The organism is Streptomyces sp. NBC_01089 (assembly GCF_045162975.1).
In the GTDB taxonomy this organism is placed as follows: Bacteria; Actinomycetota; Actinomycetes; order Streptomycetales; family Streptomycetaceae; genus Streptomyces.
Genome location: NZ_CP108660.1, coordinates 4,947,416 through 4,970,938, shown reverse-complemented (window position 1 = coordinate 4,970,938; position 23,523 = coordinate 4,947,416). Strand labels below are relative to the sequence as shown.

Here is a 23,523-nt window from a genome sequence, read left to right as displayed (position 1 = left end):
GCCGCGCCGGGAACCTAACATGGCCGTCGTGAGCAAGCGCAGGCCCGACAGGTTCTCCGCACGGCAGTGGCCGGACTGGAGCTTCTGGGCAACCCGGGAGAGCGGCGGCCGCGGTGGGCGGCGCCGGGCGATCACCGTCGTCGCCAACAGCGTCCCGCTGCTCCTCCTGATCCCCCGGGCCACCGACATCGCGGACAGCGGCAGGAACGTCTTCCTGATCGGTGCCGCCCTCACCGCCCTCGCCTGTTACTGCCTGGGCTACCCGCTCGTCCTGTGGCGCGGCCCCGTGGCGTCCCGGCGGTGGCGCGTCGCGGGTGTCGCCGGGATGCTCGCGCTCGGGGCCGTCCCGGCGCTGCTGCTGGGCTCCCCCGACTACCTGACCGACATGACGTACGCCATCGTGATCGGGCTGATGCTGCTGCCGTTGCGCTACTCCTGGCTGCTCGGTTTCGCCGTGGCGGTCGTCCAGGTCGTCTGGATGCGGCTGGGCGACGGGCGTGTGCAGTGGGGGGAGGTGGCGCTGCTCGTCGGCATCACCGCCGTCCTCGGCACCGTCTTCGCGCTGACCTTCACGATCGGCCATCTGCGGGCCGCACGGGAGCAGGTCAGGAGTCTGGCCGTGGCCAGGGAGCGGGAGCGGGTCGCCCGGGACCTGCACGACATCCTCGGGCACAGCCTCTCGACGATGACCGTCAAGCTGGGACTGGCCAGGCGCGTCCTGGAGCACTCCGGCGACATCGACCGCGCCGTCGCCGAGATCCGCGAACTCGAAAGCCTGTCGCGGCAGGCACTCTCCGATGTGCGGGCCACGGTCTCCGACTACCGGACGGTGTCGCTGGCCGCCGAGATCGCGGGCGCGCGCGTGGCGCTTCGCGCCGCGGGCGTAGAGGCCGAGCTGCCGACCGCGGCCGACAACGTGGCGCCCGAGCTGCAGGCGGTCTTCGGCTACGTGGTGCGGGAGGCGGTGACGAACGTGCTGCGCCACTCGGCCGCCGAGCGCTGCACCGTCCGGCTGGGCCGCGACTGGGTGGAGATCGCCGACGACGGCACGGGCCCGTCCGGGACGGTGGCCGGACACGGCCTGACCGGCCTCGGCGAGCGGCTGGCCGCGGTCTCGGGCACGCTGACGCACGACGAACGCCCCGGCGGCGGTTTCCGGGTGCTCGCCCGCGGGCCGTCGCCGGCGGCCCGGCCCACGATCACGGCGGCGCCGTCCGCCGGGGAGGAACCGGCATGATCCGTGTCCTGCTCGCCGACGACCAGGCGCTCGTGCGCGGGGCGCTGGCCTCGATGCTGCGCCTCGAAGCCGACATGGAGGTGGTCGCCGAGGCCGGATCGGGCGCCGAGGCGCTCGAAGCCGCGGTGCGCACCGGCCCGGACGTCGCGCTCCTGGACGTGCAGATGCCGGGCCCCGACGGGCTCGCGGTCGCCGCGGAACTCCGCCGCGTACTGCCGGCCTGCCGCGTGGTCATCTGCACCACCTTCGGCCGGCCCGGCTATCTCGCGCGGGCGATGTCGGCGGGCGCGGCCGGTTTCGTCGTCAAGGACTCCCCGCCCGAACAGCTCGTCGAGGCGATCCGGCGCGTGCACGCCGGGCTGCGCGTGGTCGACCCCGCTCTCGCGGCCGAGTCCCTCGCCAGCGGTACCAGCCCGCTCACCGACCGGGAGAGCGACGTGCTCCGCGCCGCGTCCGACGGTGGCACCGTCTCCGACATCTCCAGGTCGCTGCACCTGTCCAAAGGCACCGTGCGCAACCACCTGTCATCGGCCATGGGGAAGACCCAGGCACGCACCCGCGCCGAAGCGGTCCGCCTCGCGGAGGGCAACGGCTGGCTGTGACAGTCCGGCTGCAACGGTCGGCTGCGAGGGCCGGGGTACGGGGGCGGTGCGGCCGCCCCTGCCCCCGCACCCCGGCCGGACGGTCACCCCGGCCGGACGGTCACCCCGGCCGCGAACGGTCACCCCGGCCAGACGATCGACTGCATCTCGCTGTACGCGTGCAGCGCGTACGAGCCGACGTCCCGGCCCACCCCGCTCTGCTTGAAGCCGCCGAACGGCGCCTCCATGTTCCGCCCGATCGTGTTCACGCCCACCCCGCCGGCCCGCAGCCGCGCCGCCACCCGGAAGGCGCGCGCCACATCGCCGGACCAGACGTAGTCGAGCAGCCCGTAGTCGCTGTCGTTGGCCAGGGCGATGGCCTCCTCCTCGTCGTCGAAGGGGACCACCACGACCACCGGCCCGAAGATCTCCTCACGCACGACACGCATGTCGTTGGTGCAGTCGGCCAGCAGCGTGGGCGCCGCGTAGAAACCCTTCTCGAACCCGGGGCGTTCGCCGCCCGCGACGACCGTCGCGCCTTCCTTGCGGCCGAGTTCGACGTACGACTCGATCCGGTCCCGGTGGGCCGCCGAGATGACCGGCCCCACCACCGTGCCCCGCTCGGCCGGGTCGCCCACCGTCAAGTGACCGATGTATGCGGTGAGTTGTGAGACCAGACGGTCGTGGATACCGCGCTGGACCAGGACCCGGGTGGGCGCCGTGCAGATCTGGCCGCTGTAGAAGGAGAAGGTCGTGCCGATCCCGGACACGGCCGCGTCCAGGTCCGCGTCGTCGAAGACGACCGCCGCGCCCTTGCCGCCCAGCTCCATCAGCTGCCGCTTCATCCCCCGGCCGCAGACCTCCGCGATGCGTCTGCCGACCGCCGTGGAGCCGGTGAAGCTGACCATGTCGACGTCCGGTGAGTCGACGGCCGCCTCGCCCACCTCCGTACCGGTCCCGCTCACCACGTTCACCACGCCACGCGGCACGCCCGCCTCGGCCAGCGCCTCCGCCATCCGGAAGACGGACAGGGGGTCCTGCGGGGCGGGTTTGACGACCACCGTGTTGCCCATGGCGAGCGCGGGCGCGATCTTGCCCGCGGGGTTCGCCCAGGGGTTGTTGTACGAGGTGATGCAGGTGACCACGCCCACCGGCCGGCGGGCCGCGAGCGCCCCGAAGACGCCCGCCCTGCCCATCGGGCCCGCCTCGTTGATCTGCGGCGGCAGGCCCTGCTCGACCGGTTCCAGGGCGCCCTTCGCATAGCGCCGGAAGCGGGACACCCCCACCCCGACCTGCATCCCGCGCGCGGTCCCCGTGGTGGCGCCGCTCTCCGCCTGTGCCAGCGCCGCGTACGGCAGGAAGTCGCGCTGCATGAGGTCAGCGGCGCGGGCGAGGATCGCGGAGCGCTCCTCCGGCGCCGTCCGTGACCAGCCCGCGAAGGCCGCGCGGGCGGCGGCGGCCGCCGCGTACACCTGCTCGCGGCTCGCCTCCGGCGCCGGGCCCACGCTCTCCTCGGTGGCCGGGTTGATCACGTCGTAGTGCCCGCCGTCCGGCGCGACCCACTCGCCGTCGATGAAGAGTCCCTGGTCCCGGCGGACGGCCGGGTCCTGGTCCTGGCCCGCGCTCAACGGGTCGCCACCGTCCTGGTGTCACGGCCCGACCGCAGCACGGTGCCGGGCACGGCGCCGGTGATCTCGTCGTCCCTGATGGTCTCGACGCCGTTGACCCGTACCGACACGATGCCGATCGCCCGTGAGTCGAGCCGGGGGCTGTCGCCGGGCAGATCGTGCACGAGCGTCGCCGGGCCCGCCGCGATCCGCTCCGGGTCGAAGAGCACCAGGTCCGCGTGGAAGCCCTCCTCGATGCGGCCGCGCTCACGCAGCCCGAAGAGCTGGGCGGGGTCGTCGGTCAGCATCTTCACCGCCGCTTCGAGGCCGACCAGTTTGCGGCCGCGCAGACAGTCGCCGATGAAGCGCGTCGTGTACGGCGCCCCGCACATCCGGTCCAGGTGCGCGCCCGCGTCGGAGCCGCCGAGCATGACGTCCTCGTGCTCCCAGGTCCTGCGCCGCAGCTCCCAGGAGTCCGGGTCGTTGTCGGTGGGCATCGGCCAGAGCACGGTGCGCAGGTCGTCGTTGGCGCAGATCTCCACCAGGCAGTGGAACGGCTCCTGGCCGCGCTCGGCGGCGATGTCCTTCACCACCCGGCCGCTGAGGCCCTCGTTGGCCTCGGAGTAGGTGTCGCCGATGACGTAACGGCCGAAGTTGGCGAGCCGCCGGAAGACGCCCGCCTCCTTGCTGGTGGCGCGGCGCAGCATCTCGGCCCGTACGTCGGGGTCGCGCAGCTCCGCGATCCGCTCGGGCACCGGGAGCCCCAGGATGTCGCCCCAGCCGGGGATGAGGTTCAGCGCGCAGAACGTGCCGAGCGACATGTTCATCGGGGTGAGGATGGGCATCGTCAGGGCGACGATGCGGGCGCCCTCCTTGCGGGCGCGGTCGCTGGCGCTGAGCTGGCGCGGTACGCGTTCGGGTACGGCGGCGTCGATGGTCAGCACGTTCCAGTTGAGCGGGCGGCCCGCTGCCGCGCTCATCCCGATGAAGAGGTCGACCTCCTCGTCGCTGAACTGGTCGAGGCAGCCCGCCACGATGGCCTCGATCTGGGTGCCCTCGTGCTCGCCGACCGCCTTCGACAGGGCGAGCAGTTCGGCGGGGCGCGCGTGCCGGGACGCGACGGGTTCGCCGTCGCCGTCGGAGTGGGTGGACGACTGGGTGGTCGAGAGGCCCCAGGCGCCCGCCTCCATCGCCTCGTGGAAGATCCGCAGCATCTCGGCGAGCTGCTCGCCGGTGGGCTGTCCGCCGATCGCGTCGGCGCCCATGACGTGGCGGCGCAGGGCGCAGTGGCCCACCATGAAACCGGCGTTGACGGCGGTACGGCCGTCCAGGGCGTTCAGGTACTCCTCGAAGGTCGACCAGTTCCAGGGGGCGCCCTCTTCGAGCGCGACCAGCGACATGCCTTCGACCTTGGACATCATGCGGCGGGTGTAGTCGGCGTCGCCCGGGTGGTCCGGGTTGAGCGGGGCGAGGGTGAAGCCGCAGTTGCCGCCGGCGACGGTGGTCACGCCGTGGTTCATGGACGGGGTGGCGTACGGGTCCCAGAAGAGCTGTGCGTCGTAGTGGGTGTGCGGGTCGACGAAGCCGGGGGCGAGGACGAGTCCGGTGGCGTCCTCGGTGGTGGCGGCCTGCTCGGTGACGGTGCCGGGCTTCGCTACGACGGCTATGCGGCCGTCCCTGATGCCCAGGTCCGCGACGTACGAGGGGGCACCCGTGCCGTCCACGACTGTCGCTCCGCGGATGAGGTGGTCGAGCATGTGGTCTGGTCCCTTCTCTGCTCTTCTTCGGGCGGTGGGGCGGGTGTGTTGGGGGCGCCGGGTGAGGATGTGTGACCGGGGGAACGGTCACCTGTTCCGCCCTCAATCTCCCCCAGCCAACGCTGGGAGGTGCCCCCAGGACGGGCTTGAATCGCCGGGCCTGGGGTGCCCCGGGACGGGCAAACATGCGCATGGCTCCGGCCGGTGGGTCCGGGAAGGCCGCTCCCCCGTACTCACCGGCCGGAGCCGGACGGCAGCCGTCCGGGATGGAGCCGCCGTCCGCCCCGAGGTGGCAGACCCCTACGCTCCGGCCTGCCGGAAGCGGGTCGTCCGGTGCACCGGGTCCGTGTCGATCTGCGGGATGACATGCTCACCGATGAGCTTGATGCTGTTGAGCGTGTCCTCGCGCGAGATCCCGATCGGCAGCCCGAACGACAGCTGGTCCGCCCCCGCCTGCTCCCACCGCTTGCACTGCTGGAGCACCTCGCCGGGGTCACCGCAGATCATCAGCTCCTCCGCGATGAGCAGTTCGATGATCTCCTTGCTGTACTCGGGCAGCAGCTCGGGCCACTCCGGGATGCCCTCCGGCCTGGGGAACGTGTCGTGGTAGCGGAACAGCAGCGACTGGAGGTAGTTGAGACCGCCGCCGACGGCGATCTCGACCGCCTTGTCGTGGGTCTCGGCGCAGATCGCGGTCGAGGTCACCATGACGTTGTCGTTGACGAAGGCGCCGATCGGCTCGGCCTCCTTCACCGCGTTCTTGTACGACTCGACGACCCACTCCATGTCCGAGACCTTCTGGACGCTGAACCCCAGCACCCCGAGGCCCTTCTTGCCGGCCATGGCGTACGAGGAGGGGGACCCGGCGGCGTACCACATGCCCGGGTGCGACTTCCCGTACGGCTTGGGCAGGATCTTGCGCGGCGGCAGGGACCAGTGCTTGCCCTGGAAGCCGACGTACTCGTCCTGGAGCCACATCTTGGGAAACTCGCCGATGGTCTCTTCCCAGATCTCCTTGGTGTGGTTCATGTCCGTGATGCCCGGCATGAACCCGAGGATCTCGTGGCTGCCCGCGCCGCGCCCCGAGCCGAACTCGAAGCGGCCCTCGGAGAGGTGGTCCATCATGGCCACCTTCTCGGCGACCTTGACGGGGTGGTTGACGGGGGCCAGCGGGTTGAAGATGCCGGATCCGAGGTGGATGCGGTCCGTCGCGTGCGCGAGGTAACCGAGGAAGACGTCGTTGGCGGAGAGGTGCGAGTACTCCTCCAGGAAGTGGTGCTCGGAGGCCCAGGCGTATTTGAAGTGGGACTTGTCCGCCTGGATGACGTACTCGGTCTCCTCCATCAGCGCCTTGTGCTCGGCCTCGGGATCGGCCTGGGCGCGCTGCTTCGGTACGTATCCCTGTACAAAGAGCCCGAATTCCAAAGGGGTTCACCGTCCCTAGGTCTCTGACCGCTTACCTGACACACCGTCAGATCGCGGTGGAGTCGACTGTCGCATCGTGCGCGGGGAGCGTCAATAGCTGACGGGCTGTCAGATATGCGCTCAGAAAATGCTGACGCCGGCCAGCCAGCCGCCGTCGATGACGAACGGCTGCCCGGTGATGTACGAGGAGTCGTCGCCGGAGAGGAAGAGCGCCAGCCTGGCCACCTCGTCGGGCTTGCCCACCCGCCCCAGCGGCACCAGCTTCCGGTACAGCTCGTCCAGGGCCGCCGACGACTCGGCCGGATCGGCGTCCGGGTCGAGCTGGGCGGGATTGCTCATGGGGGTGTCGATGGCGCCGGGGCACATCGCGTTGACCCGGATGCCCTTGGCCGCCAGCTCCATCGCGGCCACCCGGGTCAGGCCGACGATCGCCGCCTTGGTCGCCGCGTACGAGCCGACGAACGCCATCCCGGTGAGCGCGGTGTACGAGGCGGTGTTGACGATGGTCCCGCCGCCGGCCGCCTCGATCTCCGGTGCGACCGTCCTGATGCCGAGGAAGGCACCGACCTGGTTGACCTGGACGACCTGCTGGAACTCCTCCAGCGGGGTCGACACCAGCTCGTTGAAGCGCAGGATCCCGGCGTTGTTGACCAGACCGTCGAGCTTTCCGAAGGTCTCCTTGGCCACCTCCACGGCGGCGGTCCAGTCCGCCTCCCTGGTCACGTCGAGCCGCACATACGCGGCCGACTCCCCCAACTCCTCGGCGAGCGCCGCTCCCTGCTCGTCCAGCACATCGCCGAGCAGGACCTTCGCCCCCTCGGCCACGAAGAGCCGCGCCTCCTGTTCACCCTGCCCGCGCGCCGCGCCGGTGATGACGAAGACCCGGCCGTCGAGTTTGCCCATACCGCTCTCCCTGCTGATTGAGGTGCGGACTGTCGGTTGAGGTGCGGACTGCTGAGTGAGGTACGGATCGGCTGATCGATGCGACCGCTACTGGTTCAGGTGCGGGGCCACATCGGCGGCGAAGGCCGCCATCTGGTCGGTGAGTTCGGTGCGGCTCCGGCTGCGGAACCGCACCTGGATCTGGTCGACGCCCATCGCCGCGTACTCCCGCAGGGACTCCGCGATGGCGTCGGGCTTGCCGGTGAGGGTGCGGCGGCCGACCGGGCGGCCCGGCTCCCCCACGTACAGCGGCTCGGTGATGGCGCCGATCTCGATCGGTTCCGTCACCCCGGCCGCCTCCCTGAGCGCCCGCAGCCGGGCGATCTGGCCGGGCAGCCGGTCGCGCGGGTCGCCCTGCGGCAGCCAGCCGTCGGCCCGCTCGGCGGCGCGGCGCACCGCGGCGGGCGACGAACCGCCCACCCAGAGGGGCACCCGCTCCTGGGCCGGCCGCGGCAGCTGGGCGAGACCGTCGAAGTCGTACAGCTCGCCGTGGTGTTCGGGGTACTCGGCGGGGCCGAGCGCGGCCCGGAGCGCGTCGATGGACTCGTTCAGTACGGATCCGCGCCCCGGGAAGTCCGCCCCGACGGCCTCGAACTCCTCCGGTACGTGCCCGGCCCCGACCCCGAGGATCAGCCGGCCGCCGCTGAGGTGGTCCAGGGTGGCGTACTGCTTGGCGGTGAGCAGCGGGTGCCGCAGCCCGAGGACGGCGACATGGCTCATCAGCCGTACCCGCTGGGTGACCCCGGCCAGGAAGCCGAGGGTGGCGACCGGGTCGTACCAGACGGTGCCCATGGCCTCGGCGAGCCGCCGCGGGATGGCCACGTGGTCGCAGCCGGCGATGTAGGCGAAGCCGGTGCGGTCGGCGGTGCGGGCGATCTCCGCCAGGTCGTACGGGGTTGCGGCGGCCTCCCACGCCTCCGCGTAGATGGTGCTCTGGGACTGGATGGGCAGTTGCATCCCGTAGACGAGCTGCCCTTCGGGAAAGACCCGTGTCATGGGTGGGACTCCTCCTGTGCGCCCTGTGAAAAGTGGCAGGAAATAACAGGACCTCGCACGCTCCGGTGCTCATGCCGGGCGCGGAGCGTCACCCCGCCCAGAGGCCGTCCGGCGTCAGGCCGAGCAGCTCGATCGCGTTGCCGCGCACGATGCGGTCCACCACGTCCGGGGCCAGGTGCCCCATCTGCGACTCGCCCACCTCACGGGACTTGGGCCAGGTGGAGTCGGAGTGCGGGTAGTCCGTCTCGTACAGCACGTTCCCCACCCCGATCGAGTCGAGGTTCTTCAGCCCGAAGGCGTCGTCGAAGAAGCAGCCGTAGACGTGCTCGGTGAACAGCTCGGAGGGCGGCCTGAGTACCTTGTCCGCCACCCCGCCCCAGCCGCGGTTCTCCTCCCAGACGACGTCCGCGCGTTCCAGGATGTACGGGATCCAGCCGATCTGGCCCTCCGCGTACATGATCTTCAGGTTCGGGAAGCGCTCGAACTTGCCGCTCATCAGCCAGTCGACCATCGAGTAGCAGCAGTTGGCGAAGGTGATGGTGGAGCCGACCGCCGGCGGTGCGTCGGCCGATGTGGACGGCATCTTCGACGACGAGCCGATGTGCATCCCGATCACCGTGCCGGTCTCGTCGCAGGCGGCGAGGAACGGGTCCCACTCGTCGCCGTGGATGGACGGCAGCCCCAGGTGCGGGGGTATCTCCGAGAAGGCGACCGCGCGGACCCCGCGCGCGGCGTTGCGCCTGACCTCGTCCGCCGCGAGCCGCGCGTCCCACAGCGGGATGATCGGCAGCGGGATGAGGCGGCCCCGCGCTTCGGGGCCGCACCACTCCTCCACCATCCAGTCGTTGTACGCGCGGACGCTCAGCAGCCCCAGTTCACGGTCGGACGCCTCCGTGAAGGTCTGGCCGCAGAACCGCGGGAAGGTCGGGAAGCAGAGTGCGGACTGGACGTGGTTGATGTCCATGTCGGCGAGGCGATCGGGCACCGAGTAGGAGCCGGGCCGCATCTGTTCGTAGGTGATGACTTCGAGTTTGATGTCGTCCCTGTCGTAGCCGACCGACGTGTCCAGGCGGGTCAGCGGCCGGTGCAGGTCCTCGTAGATCCACCAGTCGCCGATCGGCCCCTCATCGCCCTTGGCACCCATCACCGGGGCGAACTTGCCGCCCAGGAAGGACATGGACTTGAGGGGGGCACGGACGATGCGCGGACCGACGTCCCGGTATTTGGACGGGAGCCGGTCCTGCCAGACATGGGGAGGTTCCACGGTGTGGTCGTCCACCGAGATGATCTTCGGGAAAGTCTCCATGCTCTCCACCGTAGCGCCGATCTGACGAACCGTCAGCTATCGGTGCGGCTCTCCCTGCGGAAAGATGCGGCAACGCTCCGGCGCGCCGGTTGGCGGAGAGCTTGTGGAGAGGCACCCCCAGAGCTGACGTACTCGCCATGAACAAGGCAAACTGGCCTGTGCGATCGAGCGGACAGGTGAGGACGGGTGCGGACAGTGCGGACCGGACAACCGCCTGAAGCGCAGAGACGGCAGGAGGCAGGGGCAGCTATGGACCGTGACAGCGGGCCGCGTGTACCGGGGCAGCGGACTCCGCAGCAGGGCAGGGAGAACGGACTCACGTTCAGTGTGCTCGGGCCCGTGCGCGCCTGGCGCGACGGTGCGGCGCTGCCGCCCGGATCACCGCAGCAGCGCGCCCTGCTCGCCGCGTTGCTGACCCGCGACGGCCGCACGGCCACCGCGGGCGAGCTGATCGACGCGATCTGGGGCGACGACCCGCCCTCCCAGGCGCTGGCCGCGGTACGGACGTACGCCTCCAGGCTGCGCAAGGTCCTGGACCCCGGGGTCCTGGTCAGCGAGTCGGGCGGCTACGCGATCCGGGTACGGGCCGACTCCGTCGACCTGCACCGGGCGCAGCAGCTGGCCGCGAACGCCGAGAAGGCCGCGGGCACGGGCGACCGCGCCACGGCGCGCGCGCTGATCGACGAGGCGCTGGGGCTGTGGGACGGCGAACCGCTGGCGAACGTCCCCGGGCCGTACGCCGAGACCCAGCGGGCCGCCCTGGACGAGTGGCGGCTGCAGCTGACCGAGTCGCGGCTCGACATGGACCTGGACGTCGGCTGCCACGCGGAGGCGGTCTCCGAGCTGACCTCGCTGACCGCGGCCCATCCGCTGCGGGAGCGGCTGCGTGAGCTGCTGATGCTGGCGCTGTACCGCAGCGGACGGCAGGCGGAGGCGCTCGCCGTGTACGCCGACACCCGCAAGCTGCTCGCCGACGAGCTGGGCGTGGACCCCAGGCCCGAACTGGCCATGCTCCAGCAGCGGATCCTCCGGGCGGACGCGGAACTGGCCCGGCCTGCCGAGGAGTCGGCGCCGCCCGCGCCGACGGCCGCGCACCCCGCCCAGCTCCCGGCCACTGTGCCGGACTTCACCGGGCGGGCCGCCTTCGTACGGGAGCTGGGCGACCGGCTGGCCACCGCCGAGTCGTCGGTGATGGCCGTGTCCGCGCTCGCCGGTATCGGCGGGGTCGGCAAGACGACGCTCGCCGTGCATGTGGCGCACGCGGCGCGGCCGCACTTCCCGGACGGACAGCTGTATGTGGACCTCCAGGGGGCGGGGTCGCGGGCCGCGGAGCCCGAGACCGTGCTCGGCGCGTTCCTGCGCGCGCTGGGGACGGCCGACTCGGCCATCCCCGACTCGCTCGACGAGCGCGCCGCGCTCTACCGGACCGCGCTGGACGGACGCCGGGTCCTGGTCCTGCTCGACAACGCGCGCGACGCGGCCCAGATCCGCCCGCTGCTGCCCGGCACGACCGGATCGGCCGCCCTGGTCACCAGCCGGGCCCGGATGGTCGATCTGGCGGGTGCGCATCTGGTGGACCTGGACGTGATGTCGCCCGAGGAGGCGCTCCAGCTCTTCACGAAGATCGTCGGTGAGGAGCGGGTCGGCAGCGAACGCCAGGCGTCCCTGGACGTGGTGGCGGCCTGCGGCTTCCTGCCGCTGGCGATCCGTATCGCGGCGTCGCGCCTCGCGGCCCGCCGCACCTGGACGGTCTCGGTGCTGGCCGCGAAGCTCGCCGACGAGCGGCGCCGCCTGGACGAACTCCAGGCGGGCGACCTGGCGGTGAAGGCCACCTTCGAGCTGGGGTACGGGCAGCTGGAGCCGCAGCAGGCGCGGGCGTTCCGCCTGCTGGGCCTGGCGGAGGGCCCCGACCTCTCGCTGGCCGCGGCCGCCGCCGTACTGAACATGCCGGCCCGGGAGGCGGAGGACCTCCTGGAATCGCTGGTCGACACCTCGCTCCTGGAGTCGGCCGCGCCGGGCAGGTACCGCTACCACGACCTGGTCAGGCTCTACGCGCGTTCCTGCGCCGAGCGCGACGAACAGCCGCCGGTGGAGCGGGAGCTGGCCCTGTCGCGGCTGCTCGACTTCTATCTGGCGACGGCGGCCCGGGTGTACGCGATCGAGCGGCCCGGCGACCGGCTGGTCGACCACCTGGAGCCGGCGACGTACGAGGGCCTGGCCTTCGCCGACCGGCACGACGCCCAGGACTGGCTGTACGCGGAGGCGATGCCGCTGCTGGCGTGCGTCCGCCAGTCGGCCACCGGATCCGCCACCCTGCGGCGGGCGGTGGACCTGCTGTGGGCGGCGCTGGACCTGGCGGAGTCGGGGGCGAACTCGAAGGAGTACAGCTACGCGGCCGGCCTCCTGCGGGACGCGGCGCGCGCCGCACAGGACGAGCACGCCGAGGGGCGGGCGGCGATCACGCTGACCTATGTGCACCATGTGGCGGGCCGGTTCGACCTGGCGGGCCAGGACGCCGAGGAGGCCGACCGGCTCGCCGTACGGACCGGAGACCGGCTGTCGGCGTGCTGGGCGGCCAATCTGCGCGGCATCATGGCCATCTACGAGGGCCACTACGACATGGGGAAGACCCATCTCACCGATGCTGTCGAGGGGTTCCGGGGCTGCGAGGACATGGCGGGTGAGGCGAGCGCGCTCTGCAACCTCTCGCGGCTCCACCTCGTCACCGGGAACGTCAGCAAGGCGGTGGCGCTCTCCCGGCAGGGCATGGAGACGTACGACCGCATGGGCAACGCCCTCAAGGGCGCCAACGGGCGCTACGCGCTGGGGGTCGCGCTGACCCAGAGCGGTGACCTGGCCGCCGCGTCGGAGCGGCTCCAGGAGGCCCTGGAGGTGTTCCGCGACAGCCGGCAGCGGCTCTGGGAAGGGATGGCGCTCTTCCGGCTCGCCGAGGTCGACATCGCGGCGGGCCGCTGCGCCGAGGCGGCGGCCGGGGCGGAGACGGCACTGACCGTCCTGCGCGGCATCGGTGGCGACTGGCGGCGCGGCAACGTCCTGACCGTACTGGGCAGGGCCCTGTCCGGCATAGGGCAGTCGGGCCGGGCACGGGTCTGCTGGCTGGAGGCCCTGGCGATCTACGATGAGCTCAAGTCACCGGAAGCCGACGAGGTACGCGAGCTGCTGGCACCGCTGACGGCGGTCTGAGCGCGGGCCGGGAGCGGGCGGATTCCGGGCCGGAAACGGACCGCTCCGGAGCCCGTGGCGAGCGTTCATCATTTGTTTATCGCGACCCGACATTCTCATTCCACGACGAACCGTCGCGTCGGGGGGCAGGCGGTCGTCGGGAGGGCCCCGCACCGGCGAATTGAGATCGTCCGACGAACTGTCGGCCGACTATGGTGAGCGGCCTGCGGAACGCCCGTCCGGCCGCGCTCGGGGGAGCAGCCGGACGGGCTTCAGCACCACAGACCTTCACACACAGGGGAGTTGACCACCATGGCCGCCGAGCCGAAGAACGACGCCGCCGTCGATCCGGACAACGCGCATATCACGGACAAGCCCACCGTTGCGAAGCCCGCGAACGCGCACATCACCGACAAGCCGACCGCGGTGAAGCCCGACAACGCGCACATCACCGACAAGCCCGCGTGATCTGAGACCTTCACGACGGGGCACGGGGGAACCGGGGGAACAGTGGCCGTGGTGGCCCGGAGGGGGAGCCACCACGGCCTCTGCCGTATGTCCGCACCCATCATCCGACACTCCCGTAACGAGAGAGCTGCCATGACACTGACGAAGAAGCTGTTCGCCACCGCCGCCCTGGTGATAGCCACCGCGGCAGCATCCGCGACACCGGCCCTGGCGAACGGACATGTGACGGGCACCGACCCGTCTCACGCCCAGGTCCAGCCCACCACCGTGGGCCCGGCCAACGGCCACATCACCTCGGCCCCGCTGTAGCCACGAACGGCCCGGGGAAACCCCCGGGCCGTCCGCTACGCCCGCCCCCGCAGCTCTCCCTTCACCACCTTGCCGCTCGCGTTCCGTGGCAGGGCCGGTACGAACTCGACCTCGCGCGGGACCTTGTAGTTGGCCATCTCGCGGCGTGACCAGGCGATCAGGTCGTCCGCCGTCAGGGTCGAGTCCGGGCGGCGGACCGCGTACGCCTTGCCGACCTCGCCCAGGCGGCCGTCCGGTACGCCGACGACCGCGATGTCCGCGATGTCCGGGTGCAGGCCGATGAGTTGCTCTATCTCCGCCGGGTACGCGTTGAAGCCGCCGACGATGAACATGTCCTTGATCCGGTCGGTGATCCGCAGATTGCCCGCCGCGTCCAGCACCCCCACGTCACCGGTGCGCAGCCAGCCGTCCGGGGTGAACGCCTCCGCTGTCGCCTCCGGGGCCTCGAAGTACTCGCGCATGACGTTGAAGCCGCGCACCAGCACCTCCCCCGGCTCGCCCGGCGGGGCCGACACCCGTACCTCGGTGTCCGGGATCGCGCGGCCCGATGTCGAGGCGATGACCTCGACGCTGTCGTCGGCGCGGCACATCGTGACGATGCCGGACGCCTCGGAGAGGCCGTACGCCGTGATCACCGTCGCGATGCGCAGCTCCGAGCGCAGCCGCTCGACCAGTTGCAGCGGGACGACCGCCGCGCCCGTCACCACCAGGCGCAGGGCGCTCAGGTCGTGCTGGTCGCGGGACGGGTGGTCGAGCAGCGACTGATGGAGGGTGGGCGGGCCCGGCAGCACCGAGATGCGTTCGGCGGTGACGTTGGCGAGCACGGTGTCCACGTTGAAGACCGGCTGCGGCACCATCGTCGCGCCCCGCATCAGACAGGCGATGATGCCCGCCTTGTAGCCGAAGGTGTGGAAGAACGGGTTCACGATCAGATAGCGGTCGCCCTCGCGCAGCCCGGCCAGCTCGCACCAGATGCCGTAGCAGCGCAGGGTCTGCGCATGAGTGATGACCGCGCCCTTGGGGCGGCCCGTGGTGCCCGAGGTGAAGATGATGTCCGAGGGCGAAGCGGAGTCGACCGCGTCCGCCCGCTCCCGTACCGCCGCCCCGGAGACATGCTCGCCGCCCGCCAGGAAGTCCTTCCAGGTGCGGAAGGACTCGGGGGCGTCATCGGACAGCACCACCACCTGCTCCAGCTGCGGCAGACCGGGCAGCGGGCCGGAGCCGCCGCCCTGACCGGCCGCGCGCCGCAGCGATGCCACGTACGAGGTGCCGAGGAAGGTGCCGGTGACGAAGAGCAGCCTGGCGCGGCTGCCCTCCAGGACGTACGCCGCCTCGGCGCCCTTGAAGCGGGTGTTCAGCGGGACCAGGACCGCGCCCGCCGTCACCGCGCCGAGCGCCGAGACGATCCACTCGACGGTGTTGGGCGCCCAGACCGCGACCCGGTCACCGGCGTTCACCCCGGATGCGATGCACGCGGCCGCCGCCCGCTCGACCCGTTCGCCCAACTCCGCGTAGGAGATCCGGGTACGGCCGTCGACGACCGCCTCCCGTTCGCCGTACCGTTCGGCAGCGGACCGCACCAGCGCCGGAATACTGCCCCACTCCACGTCCCCGCGCATCGTATGCCTCCCACAACCAGTAGCTGACTATCCGTCAGATTAGCTGTAGCCTTCCCCGCTGTCAGCAGTCATGACGTCCCCGGAGGTGGCGATGGCAGTGGCGACGCTCAAAGACGCAACGGCGATAGTCGGGATAGGCCAGACCACGTTCGCGAAGCAACTCCCCGAATCCGAGAAGGCGCTGGCCTGCCGGGCGATCCTCGCCGCGCTCGACGACGCCGGGATCGCGCCGTCCGAGGTGGACGCGTTCTCCTCGTACACGATGGAGGACACCGACGAGGTCGAGGTCGCCAAGGCCGTCGGAGCCGGTGACGTGACCTTCTTCTCGAAGATCGGCTACGGCGGCGGCGGCTCCTGCGCGACCGTCGCCCACCTCGCCGCTGCCGTCGCGACCGGACAGGCGAACGTCGGGGTCGCCTGGCGTTCGCGGAAACGCGGCAGCGGTCCACGGCCCTGGAAGAACACGGCGGTGCAGCTGCCGACCCCCGCCCAGTGGACCCGCCCGTTCGGCCTGCTGCGGCCGGCCGACGAGATCGGCATGCTGGCCCGCCGGTACATGCACGAGTACGGCGCCACCCGCGACCACCTCTTCAACGTCGCGCTGGCCTGCCGCAACCGCGCCAACCAGAACCCGGCCGCGATCATGTACGAGCGCCCGCTGACCCGCGACATGTATATGACCTCGCGGTGGATCAGCGAACCGCTCTGCCTCTTCGACAACTGCCTGGAGACGGACGGCGCCCTGGCCTGCGTCGTCGTCTCCGCCGAACGCGCCCGCGACTGCCGGCGCAAGCCCGTGTACGTGCACGCGGCCGCCCAGGGCCTGCCCGCCCAGCACCACGGCATGGTCAACTACTGGAACGACGACCCGCTGACCGGGCCCGCCTGGACGGCGGCCCGGCACCTGTGGAAGCACGCCGACTTCGGCCCCGACGACGTGGACGTGGCGCAGATCTACGACGCCTTCACCCCGCTCGTCCCGCTCTCCCTGGAGGGATACGGCTTCTGCGGGCGCGGCGAGGGCGCCGGGTTCACCGAGGGCGGCGCCCTGGAGATCGGCGGCAGGCTGCCCCTCAACACCGGCGGCGGCGGGCTCAGCGAAGGGTATGTGCACGGCTTCAACCTCATCACCGAAGGCGTCAAACAGCTGCGCGGCAGCTCCACCGCCCAGGTGCCCGACGCCGCCACCTGCCTGGTCACGGCGGGCGAGTGCGTCCCCACATCCGCGATCCTGCTGAGGAGTTGAGTCCCGGTGCTCCAGCCAGAAACCGACGAGGACGGCGCGCCCTTCTGGGAGTACGCGGCCCAGCACGAACTGCGGGTCCAGTCCTGCGCACAGTGCTCGACGCTGCGCTTCCCGCCCCGCCCCTGCTGCCCGCAGTGCCAGTCCTTCGACAGTGAGTGGCAGCGGATGTCCGGGCGCGGCCGCATCTGGTCGTACGTCGTCCCGCACCCGCCGCTGCTTCCCGACTACGCGGCCCAGGCCCCGTACAACACGGTCGTGGTGGAACTGGCCGACGCCCCGCACATCAGGCTCGTCGGCAATGTGGTGGCGGGCCCCGGCGCACCGCTGAACTCGGTGGACCCGGCGCGGCTGCGGATCGGCGCCCGGGTGCAGGTCACCTTCGCCGAGGACGGCGGGACGACGCTGCCGCGCTGGCTCCTGGAGCGGCCATGAGCCTGCGCGTGGAGAGGAACCGGCAGACGGGCGTCGCGGTCGTCACCCTCGACCGGCCCGAGCGGCTCAACGCCGTCGATGTGGCGACCGCCGGTGAACTGGCCGCCACCTGGCGGGACTTCCGCTTCGACACCTCGGTACGGTCGGTCGTCGTCACCGGGGCCGGGACCCGGGCCTTCTGCACCGGCATCGACCGCTCGGCCGATGTGCCGCAGCCGCCGTCCCCGTACTCCGTCGACGACCCGCTGATCGCCATCGGCCCGAAGGCCAACGACCTCTGGAAGCCGGTTGTCGCGGCGGTGCGCGGGATGGCCTGCGGCGGGGCGTTCTATCTGCTGGGCGAGGCGGAGTTCGTGATCGCGGCCGACGACGCCACCTTCTTCGACCCGCACACGACGTACGGCATGGTCAGCGCCTACGAGACCATCTACCTCGCCCAGCGGATGCCGTTCGGCGAGGTCGCCCGGATGGCCCTGATGGGGACGGCCGAGCGGATCTCGGCCCGGCGGGCGTACGAGACAGGGTTCGTCAGCGAGGTGACACCGGCCGGTGACGAGCTGGCGGCCGCGGTCGGCTGCGCCGAGACGATCGCCTCGTATCCGACGGAGGCGGTGCAGGGGACCGTACGGGCGGTGTGGGCCGCGAAGGAGGGGGCCCGCGCCCAGGCTCTGGCGCAGGCCCCCCATCTGGTGGCGCTCGGCAATCTGCCGCCGGAGCGGCAGTCGGCGCTGTTCGGCGCCAGGAAGGGTGAGTTCCGGGTGCGGTAGGCGGGTGTGCGGCGGGGCCGGCCGGGCTGGCCGGGTGCGGTGGGTCAGTACGCGTACTGGACCGAGTCGATGCGGCATCGCGTGACCGAGCCGGCGTCCGACGGGACCGACATCGGCACCTTCACCGTCGCGCTGGAGTTGCCGTACACCGGGACGGTCGCGCTGCCGGTGTCCACGACGGAACCGCCCGCGCCGAGGAAGCTCATGCTGACCCGGTAGGTGTTGCTGCCGCTCGCCGCACGGGCCGACACCCGTACGGTGGCGGCGGCCGCGCCCTTCTTGGCGCAGGTCACGACGGTGCCGGTGGCCTTGGGGTCGCGCGTCGTCGACGAGGACGTACGGCTGCTGGAGCCGCTCGACGATCCGTAGGTGTTGTCGTCGTTGCTGTTGTAGTGGTGCGTGGTGGAACTGCTGTGGCTCTTGCTGCTGGAGCAGCCGCCGCCGGAACTGTGGCTGTGGCCGTGACTGTGGCTGCTGTGGCGCGAGAAGCCCGTCAGAGCGAGGACCACCCCCACCAGAACGGCACCGAACCTCAGACGTCGCATGATCATGTCATCTCCCCCGTTTCGGCGGACACCGTAGCAGGGTGCGTCGGCGGGGCGCGTCCCGCTGTGGTGGCGGGGCCACGGACCCCGGCGTAGCGTCGAAATCGAGATCCGGCGGAGGAGACCGAAGATGATGCGCAATGTCCTTGGCTCTCTCGTCGCTCTCGTCGGAGCTGCGGCCGCCGTATACAGCCCCTTCCGTAACTGGTACGACGGCCGCCACGGCAGCGAGTACCGCATCCAGGACCTGTTCAACGGCATCACTGCGCACAAGCCGGACGCCGGGGGCTCCATCCTGATCCCGTTCGCCTTCTCGGCCCTCCTCGTCCTGATCGGCATTCTGCTGCGCTCCCGTCTGCTGGTGACGCTGGCGGGCCTGGTCACTCTTGCCTTCACCGTGCTGTGGATGGTCCGCGTGGGCATCGCGGAGCACAGCCTCGCGATCAGCTCCGGGGGGCGCGGGCTGGGGCTCGGGGTGGGGGACGCGCTGATCGGTGGGGTGCTGATGTTGCTGGGGGCGGGGTTGATGCGGGGGCGGCGAGTGCCTGTGGCTCCGGCGCCGGCTGCGGATCCGGCCCAGCCCCCGGCTCCGGCCCAGCCGCCTTCGCCGTACGAGGGCGGTCCTGGGGGTTCGCCTGGGGGGCCGCCGAGTGTGCCGCCTGTTGCTCGGCCTTATGAGCCGGGGGCCGAGCACGACACGTTGTCCTTCAGCTCGGCTGATCTTCCTGCGGAGCTGACGGCTCCTGAGGAGCCGGGGGAGACGGGGGCCGGTGGCGGGGCCACGCGGGCTCGGCCTCCCGGGGAGTGACCGCCTTCGGACCCCCGCTCCTCAATCTCCCCCAGCTAACGCTGGGAGGTGCCCCCAGGAGGGGCTTGAATAGCCAGGCCATCGCCGGAGGGGCTTGAATTTGGGCTCAGTTCGGGCGGCCCGTGCCGGTGCCCTTGGCGGCGTCCAGGGCGTAGACGCAGCGGTCCTTGCTGCAGGCGTAGACGACTCCGCTGCGGACCACCGGTGAGCCGGTGATCTCGCCGCCCGTGGCGAGCTTCCAGCGGAGCTGGCCGCCTGCCGCGTCCAGTGTGTACAGACAGTGGTCCGCCGAGCCGAAGTGGATCCGGCCGTCCGCCACCACCGGCGCTCCGACCACCTCGCCGCCCGCCGCGAACCGCCACTTGGGGGTGCCGGTCACCGCGTCCAGCGTGTAGAGCGCGCTTCCGCTGCCCACATGGACATTGCCCTGCGCGACAAGGAGCGGGTGGAGGGACTGCCGGGACTCGGTGGCGATGCGCCAGCGGTCCTGGCCGGTCGTGACGTCGATGGCGTACACCGTGCCGAGGTAGTCGGCGAGATAGACACCGCCACCGGCCACCGCGGGTCCCGGTGCGAAGGCCGGGGCCGACAGGAAGACCGCGGGGGCCTCGAAGTGCCAGCGGACCAGGCCGGACGCACGGTCGACGGACAGGACGCGGGTCCCGGCCGCGATGTACACACAGCCGTCGTCGGCCGACGTCACCCGGACGGGCACTCCCCCGCACGCGGCGGCGTCGCCCACCGGGTACGACCAGCGCTCGGCGCCGGTACGGGGGTCGAGCGCGAAGAGCCTGGCGTCCTTCCAGACGTACACCGTGTCGCCGTGGATGGCAGGACCGGACTCCGGTGTCTCGAAGTCGGTCTGGGCGCCGCTCAGCTCCCACAGCTTGTCGCCGTTGGACGCCTCCCACGCCTGGACGCCGCCGCCCCGGGTGCCGGTGACGACCGTGCCGCGCTCGGCCCGGAGCGAGTACACCCACGCGTCGGTCGAGAGACGCCACAGGTCGGTGCCGTCGGTGCCGTTCAGCGCGTACAGCGTCGGCCCGTCGGACGCGTGGATCCGGCCGCCCGAGACGTCCATCGCCCACGCCACGTCCTTGGTCTTGAACTGGCGCCGGCCGCTGCCCACGTCCAGGGCGTGCACCTCGAAGGAGGTGACGTACAGCAGATCGCCGTCGACGGCCGGGGACCCCCAGACGTCGTTCGACATCCGGAAGCGCCAGGGCCGCCAGCGGGTGGGCTCCTCCGGGGCCGCCCGGGGAGCGGGCGGCGCGGCTGTCGGGGGCGCGGCCTCCGCGCTGTGCTGGCCGCCCGGGGGCCGTACCCAGCCCGTCGCGGGCCCGGCGGACACCGGGGCGTGGGCGCGGGCCTCCGCGACGCGCGGCCCGGGACCGATCGGCACCTGGGCGCCGGGCAACCGTACGGCCCCGTCCCGCCACCCGGTCTGGTGCGGCTGCGGCTGGGGCTGCGCCTGCTGCTGCGGGTGCGGCTGGGGCTGGGGCTGCTGCTGCACAGCTTGCACAGCGGACTGCTGCGGCTGCTGGTGCGCGTGAGCCGGCTGCGGCTGGACCCGGGGCTGCTGGGGCGGCGGCTGCGGCGGCTCGTACGCCGGTCTGGGCGGCAGTGAGGGGTTCGCGGGCCTCGGCGGCAGCGAGGGGTTCGCCGGCCTCGGCACGGACGGCGGACGGCCGCCGCGCCGGGTCTCGATCATCGCCGTGGCGCGGGCCGGCAGCCAGGCGGACGCGGTGCCGCTGTCGTCGCCGCCGGACGCGAAGAGATGCGGCGCCAGCTGCGCCTGGAGGTCCTCCGGGCTGGGCCGCTGGGTGAACTCCTGCTGCATGCACGCCTCGATCAGCGGCCGCAGTTCATCGGGCAGACCCGTCAGATTGGGGCCCTCGCGCAGCAGCATGAAGACCGTCTCGACCGGGTTCGCCCCGTGGAACGGCGCATGGCCGGTCGCCGCGAAGACCAGCGTCGACCCGAGCGAGAACACATCGCTCGCGCCCTTCACATTGCGCGAGTCCTTGGCCTGCTCGGGCGACATGTACGCGGGGGTGCCCACCGCGACGTTCGTCATGGTCAGCCGGGTGTTGGAGACGCCGGACGCGATACCGAAGTCGATGACGCGCGGCCCGTCCTCCACCACCAGCACATTGGACGGCTTGAGGTCCCGGTGGACCAGGCCCGCGCCATGGATCGACTGCAGGGCCTCGGCGATCCCGGCGGCCAGCCAGCGCACGGCCTGGGCCGGCATCGGCCCGCACTCATTCACTATTTCTTCGAGGGAGGGCGCGGGAACGTACGCGGTGGCCAGCCACGGCACGGCGGCGCGGGCGTCGGCGTCGACCACGGCGGCCGTGTAGAAGCCGCTGACGGCGCGGGCGGCCTCCACCTCGCGGGAGAAGCGGACACGGAACAGCTGGTCCTCGGCGAGCTCGGTCCGTACGGTCTTGATCGCCACACGCCTGCCGGAGGCCGAGCGCGCCAGATAGACGAGCCCCATACCACCGGCCCCGAGCCGCCCGAGCACCTCGAACGGGCCGATCCGCCTCGGATCGTGCTGCGTCAGCTGCTCCATCACGCGCTTGCCACCTCCCCGTACGGGCCCCGGGGAAGGGGGTCCGCGACATACAGCTGCGTTCAGCGTCTCACCACTGGGCACCACCCGGCGGTGCGCACCCCGATTGTTCCTGGCTGACGTGCTCGTTGCGAACCCGGGGGCGGATCGGGGTGTCTCACCGCGATCCGGACATGGCGCCCGCACCGGGCCGTGGCAGAGCCCCTGAGGCGCACGGGCAGGGCCGGTTCCTCTTGTACGGTGAGGCCCGGCCGGGAGTGACGCCCGTCACAGCCCGAAAGTGTTTACGGAAGTTGTCCACGGAAGTTATCCACAGCCTGTTGATAACAATATCAATTCCGTACGGCCCACGAGCCGCCCCGTTACCAGCCCGGACCCCATTTGCAGTCGGCCGAATCGCGCTCCGATCACCCCTCGGTAAGCTGACGGCATGACAGGACAAGTACGCACCGTCGACGGCCGCGTGGCCGGCCGACGAGGTCAGGCGACGCGGCAGAAGCTGCTCGACTGCCTCAGCGAGATGCTCAGCTCCTCGCCGTACCGGGACGTCAAGGTCATCGACGTGGCCCGGAAGGCGGGGACTTCGCCCGCGACCTTCTACCAGTACTTCCCGGACGTCGAGGGCGCGGTCCTCGAAATCGCGGAGGAGATGGCCAAGGAGGGTGCCGGACTGACCGAGTTGGTCTCCGGGCGCTCCTGGACCGGAAAGGCCGGCTGGCAGACGGCCGAAGAACTCGTCGAGGGGTTCCTCGACTTCTGGCGCCGCCACGACGCGATCCTCCGCGTCGTCGACCTCGGCGCGGCGGAGGGCGACAAGCGGTTCTACAAGATCCGCATGAAGATCCTGAACTCCGTCACCAACTCCCTGACCGACGCGGTCAAGGAGCTCCAGGCCAAGGGCAGGGTCGACAAGGACGTCAGCCCCGCCGCGATGGCGGGCTCCCTGGTGGCCATGCTGGCCGCCGTGGCCGCACACCAGAAGGGGTTCCAGACCTGGGGCGTGAAGCAGGCCGAACTCCGCCCGAACCTCGCCCTGTTGGTCCACCTGGGCATCACGGGCAAGAAGCCGACAAAGTAACCGCGGGGCGCCACCACGTCCTTCGTCCTGTCGCGCAGACGGCGGGCCACCGAGGTGGGTGGTCCGCCGTCCGCGTACCGCGCAGGGCACTCCGCGTACCGCGCAGGGCGTGCGCCTCAGCGGCGCTCCAGCCGGAACAGCCGGATCTCCCGGTCCACCCGCGCCTGGTACGAGGCGTACGGCGGCCAGAACGCCAGCGCCGTCGTCCACACCCCCGCCCTCTCCTCGCCCTCCAGGAGCCGCGCGCTGACCTGGATGTCCTGCCCCTTCCAGTTCACCTCGGCGTCCGGGTGCGCCAGCAGGTTGGCCGTCCACGCGGGATGGCCGGGCCGCCCGAAGTTCGACCCGACGAGGATCCAGGACCGCGGCCAGGGCCCCCGCTCCTGCTCCCCCTCTTTCTCCCTCGCGTCCCCCGCCGCCGTTCTCTCCGGCATGCACGCCAATGGCGTAACCCGTAGGACTCCGCTTCTCGCGCCCTTCGCCGTGAGGATCACTCCGGGCAGCATCTGCGCGCTGAGCAGCACTTTTCCCCGGGTCAGCCGGTGCACCGCACGGTCCATGGCGGGGACGACGTGCGGCGCGATCCTGGCGAACGTACGGGTGGACGACACCTTCTGCACCAGCCGGGTTCCGGGCAGC

20 protein-coding genes are annotated in these 23,523 nt (G+C 71.5%); 10 read left to right on the top strand and 10 right to left on the bottom strand.

All coding sequences use genetic code 11. From position 1 onward, the window contains the following. The first annotated feature begins 19 nt into the window (after nucleotides 1-19). Both OG510_RS22375 and OG510_RS22370 read left to right on the top strand, forming a co-directional pair. Nucleotides 20-1,237: a sensor histidine kinase gene (locus tag OG510_RS22375; RefSeq protein ID WP_406139057.1), complete on the top strand. Its 1,218-nt coding sequence runs from the start codon at nucleotides 20-22 to the stop codon at nucleotides 1,235-1,237. Beyond that, entirely contained in the window at nucleotides 1,234-1,839 is a 606-nt protein-coding gene (locus OG510_RS22370; protein WP_406139055.1) for a response regulator transcription factor, read from the top strand. Before OG510_RS22375 ends, OG510_RS22370 begins: the two co-directional genes overlap by 4 nt. A 119-nt stretch (nucleotides 1,840-1,958) precedes the next feature. Here the strand turns inward: OG510_RS22370 and OG510_RS22365 are convergent, their stop codons facing one another. From OG510_RS22365 to OG510_RS22340, 6 genes are all read right to left on the bottom strand, one after another. Next, a complete protein-coding gene (locus OG510_RS22365; protein WP_406139054.1) occupies nucleotides 1,959-3,446 on the bottom strand; it encodes an aldehyde dehydrogenase family protein in 1,488 nt (495 codons plus the stop codon). Continuing rightward, nucleotides 3,443-5,182 carry an amidohydrolase family protein gene (locus OG510_RS22360; RefSeq protein ID WP_406139053.1) on the bottom strand — a complete coding sequence of 580 codons (1,740 nt, stop codon included), beginning with the start codon at nucleotides 5,180-5,182 and terminating at the stop codon, nucleotides 3,443-3,445. The genes OG510_RS22365 and OG510_RS22360 overlap by 4 nt, the downstream gene beginning before the upstream one ends. Nucleotides 5,183-5,482: 300 nt before the next feature. After that, nucleotides 5,483-6,607 (bottom strand): LLM class flavin-dependent oxidoreductase, encoded by a 1,125-nt coding sequence (locus tag OG510_RS22355; protein ID WP_406139051.1) that lies wholly within the window; start codon nucleotides 6,605-6,607, stop codon nucleotides 5,483-5,485. Nucleotides 6,608-6,727: 120 nt separating this feature from the next. Beyond that, complete coding sequence (locus tag OG510_RS22350; RefSeq protein WP_406139050.1) at nucleotides 6,728-7,510, bottom strand: SDR family NAD(P)-dependent oxidoreductase; 783 nt, start codon at nucleotides 7,508-7,510, stop codon at nucleotides 6,728-6,730. 87 nt (nucleotides 7,511-7,597) lie between these two features. Further along, complete coding sequence (locus OG510_RS22345) at nucleotides 7,598-8,545, bottom strand: TIGR03619 family F420-dependent LLM class oxidoreductase (RefSeq protein WP_406139049.1); 948 nt, start codon at nucleotides 8,543-8,545, stop codon at nucleotides 7,598-7,600. An 88-nt stretch (nucleotides 8,546-8,633) separates the two neighbouring features. Continuing rightward, the gene (locus tag OG510_RS22340; protein WP_406139047.1) at nucleotides 8,634-9,851 is read right to left on the bottom strand and encodes an amidohydrolase family protein; all 1,218 of its coding nucleotides are present in this window, start codon (nucleotides 9,849-9,851) and stop codon (nucleotides 8,634-8,636) included. A 249-nt stretch (nucleotides 9,852-10,100) separates the two neighbouring features. Between OG510_RS22340 and OG510_RS22335 the strand changes: the two genes are divergently transcribed. The 3 genes from OG510_RS22335 to OG510_RS22325 all read left to right on the top strand — a co-directional run bounded on the left by OG510_RS22335 (nucleotide 10,101) and on the right by OG510_RS22325 (nucleotide 13,811). Next, nucleotides 10,101-13,055 carry a BTAD domain-containing putative transcriptional regulator gene (locus OG510_RS22335; RefSeq protein ID WP_406139045.1) on the top strand — a complete coding sequence of 985 codons (2,955 nt, stop codon included), beginning with the start codon at nucleotides 10,101-10,103 and terminating at the stop codon, nucleotides 13,053-13,055. 291 nt (nucleotides 13,056-13,346) lie between these two features. Beyond that, a complete protein-coding gene (locus tag OG510_RS22330) occupies nucleotides 13,347-13,502 on the top strand; it encodes a hypothetical protein (RefSeq protein ID WP_406139043.1) in 156 nt (51 codons plus the stop codon). 132 nt (nucleotides 13,503-13,634) lie between these two features. Beyond that, nucleotides 13,635-13,811, top strand: a complete 177-nt coding sequence (locus OG510_RS22325) for a hypothetical protein (protein ID WP_406139042.1) — start codon at nucleotides 13,635-13,637, stop codon at nucleotides 13,809-13,811. Nucleotides 13,812-13,846: 35 nt separating this feature from the next. On the opposite strand, the gene OG510_RS22320 is transcribed toward OG510_RS22325, so the two are convergent. Further along, the gene (locus OG510_RS22320; protein WP_406139041.1) at nucleotides 13,847-15,430 is read right to left on the bottom strand and encodes a FadD3 family acyl-CoA ligase; all 1,584 of its coding nucleotides are present in this window, start codon (nucleotides 15,428-15,430) and stop codon (nucleotides 13,847-13,849) included. Between the two features lie 70 nt (nucleotides 15,431-15,500). Here OG510_RS22320 and OG510_RS22315 point away from each other — a divergent pair, with 70 nt between their 5' ends. The 3 genes from OG510_RS22315 to OG510_RS22305 are packed head-to-tail and all read left to right on the top strand — an operon-like array spanning nucleotide 15,501 to nucleotide 17,875. Beyond that, entirely contained in the window at nucleotides 15,501-16,676 is a 1,176-nt protein-coding gene (locus OG510_RS22315) for a lipid-transfer protein (RefSeq protein ID WP_406139040.1), read from the top strand. Between the two features lie 6 nt (nucleotides 16,677-16,682). Then, nucleotides 16,683-17,108, top strand: coding sequence for a Zn-ribbon domain-containing OB-fold protein (locus tag OG510_RS22310; protein WP_406139038.1), 426 nt, complete (start codon nucleotides 16,683-16,685; stop codon nucleotides 17,106-17,108). Next, nucleotides 17,105-17,875 (top strand): enoyl-CoA hydratase/isomerase family protein, encoded by a 771-nt coding sequence (locus OG510_RS22305; protein ID WP_406139037.1) that lies wholly within the window; start codon nucleotides 17,105-17,107, stop codon nucleotides 17,873-17,875. Before OG510_RS22310 ends, OG510_RS22305 begins: the two co-directional genes overlap by 4 nt. A 44-nt stretch (nucleotides 17,876-17,919) precedes the next feature. On the opposite strand, the gene OG510_RS22300 is transcribed toward OG510_RS22305, so the two are convergent. Continuing rightward, a complete protein-coding gene (locus OG510_RS22300; RefSeq protein WP_406139036.1) occupies nucleotides 17,920-18,426 on the bottom strand; it encodes a hypothetical protein in 507 nt (168 codons plus the stop codon). 124 nt (nucleotides 18,427-18,550) lie between these two features. Here OG510_RS22300 and OG510_RS22295 point away from each other — a divergent pair, with 124 nt between their 5' ends. Next, a complete protein-coding gene (locus OG510_RS22295; protein WP_406139035.1) occupies nucleotides 18,551-19,228 on the top strand; it encodes a hypothetical protein in 678 nt (225 codons plus the stop codon). A gap of 106 nt (nucleotides 19,229-19,334) precedes the next feature. Here the strand turns inward: OG510_RS22295 and OG510_RS22290 are convergent, their stop codons facing one another. After that, nucleotides 19,335-21,809 carry a PQQ-binding-like beta-propeller repeat protein gene (locus tag OG510_RS22290; protein WP_406139033.1) on the bottom strand — a complete coding sequence of 825 codons (2,475 nt, stop codon included), beginning with the start codon at nucleotides 21,807-21,809 and terminating at the stop codon, nucleotides 19,335-19,337. A 427-nt stretch (nucleotides 21,810-22,236) separates the two neighbouring features. Between OG510_RS22290 and OG510_RS22285 the strand changes: the two genes are divergently transcribed. Next, nucleotides 22,237-22,884, top strand: coding sequence for a TetR family transcriptional regulator (locus OG510_RS22285; RefSeq protein WP_164267754.1), 648 nt, complete (start codon nucleotides 22,237-22,239; stop codon nucleotides 22,882-22,884). Nucleotides 22,885-23,000: 116 nt separating this feature from the next. Here the strand turns inward: OG510_RS22285 and OG510_RS22280 are convergent, their stop codons facing one another. Continuing rightward, a complete protein-coding gene (locus OG510_RS22280; protein ID WP_406142484.1) occupies nucleotides 23,001-23,522 on the bottom strand; it encodes a nitroreductase/quinone reductase family protein in 522 nt (173 codons plus the stop codon). Nucleotide 23,523 lies beyond the last annotated feature (1 nt).

Excerpts from the sequence above, each read along its gene's own strand:
- OG510_RS22375 (WP_406139057.1), top strand. The coding sequence starts at position 20 with ATGGCCGTCGTGAGCAAGCGCAGGCCCGACAGGTTCTCCGCACGGCAG.
- OG510_RS22370 (WP_406139055.1), top strand. The coding sequence starts at position 1,234 with ATGATCCGTGTCCTGCTCGCCGACGACCAGGCGCTCGTGCGCGGGGCG.
- OG510_RS22360 (WP_406139053.1), bottom strand. The coding sequence starts at position 5,182 with ATGCTCGACCACCTCATCCGCGGAGCGACAGTCGTGGACGGCACGGGT.
- OG510_RS22350 (WP_406139050.1), bottom strand. The coding sequence starts at position 7,510 with ATGGGCAAACTCGACGGCCGGGTCTTCGTCATCACCGGCGCGGCGCGC.
- OG510_RS22345 (WP_406139049.1), bottom strand. The coding sequence starts at position 8,545 with ATGACACGGGTCTTTCCCGAAGGGCAGCTCGTCTACGGGATGCAACTG.
- OG510_RS22340 (WP_406139047.1), bottom strand. The coding sequence starts at position 9,851 with ATGGAGACTTTCCCGAAGATCATCTCGGTGGACGACCACACCGTGGAA.
- OG510_RS22335 (WP_406139045.1), top strand. The coding sequence starts at position 10,101 with ATGGACCGTGACAGCGGGCCGCGTGTACCGGGGCAGCGGACTCCGCAG.
- OG510_RS22330 (WP_406139043.1), top strand. The coding sequence starts at position 13,347 with ATGGCCGCCGAGCCGAAGAACGACGCCGCCGTCGATCCGGACAACGCG.
- OG510_RS22325 (WP_406139042.1), top strand. The coding sequence starts at position 13,635 with ATGACACTGACGAAGAAGCTGTTCGCCACCGCCGCCCTGGTGATAGCC.
- OG510_RS22320 (WP_406139041.1), bottom strand. The coding sequence starts at position 15,430 with ATGCGCGGGGACGTGGAGTGGGGCAGTATTCCGGCGCTGGTGCGGTCC.
- OG510_RS22315 (WP_406139040.1), top strand. The coding sequence starts at position 15,501 with ATGACGTCCCCGGAGGTGGCGATGGCAGTGGCGACGCTCAAAGACGCA.
- OG510_RS22305 (WP_406139037.1), top strand. The coding sequence starts at position 17,105 with ATGAGCCTGCGCGTGGAGAGGAACCGGCAGACGGGCGTCGCGGTCGTC.
- OG510_RS22300 (WP_406139036.1), bottom strand. The coding sequence starts at position 18,426 with ATGATCATGCGACGTCTGAGGTTCGGTGCCGTTCTGGTGGGGGTGGTC.
- OG510_RS22295 (WP_406139035.1), top strand. The coding sequence starts at position 18,551 with ATGATGCGCAATGTCCTTGGCTCTCTCGTCGCTCTCGTCGGAGCTGCG.
- OG510_RS22285 (WP_164267754.1), top strand. The coding sequence starts at position 22,237 with ATGACAGGACAAGTACGCACCGTCGACGGCCGCGTGGCCGGCCGACGA.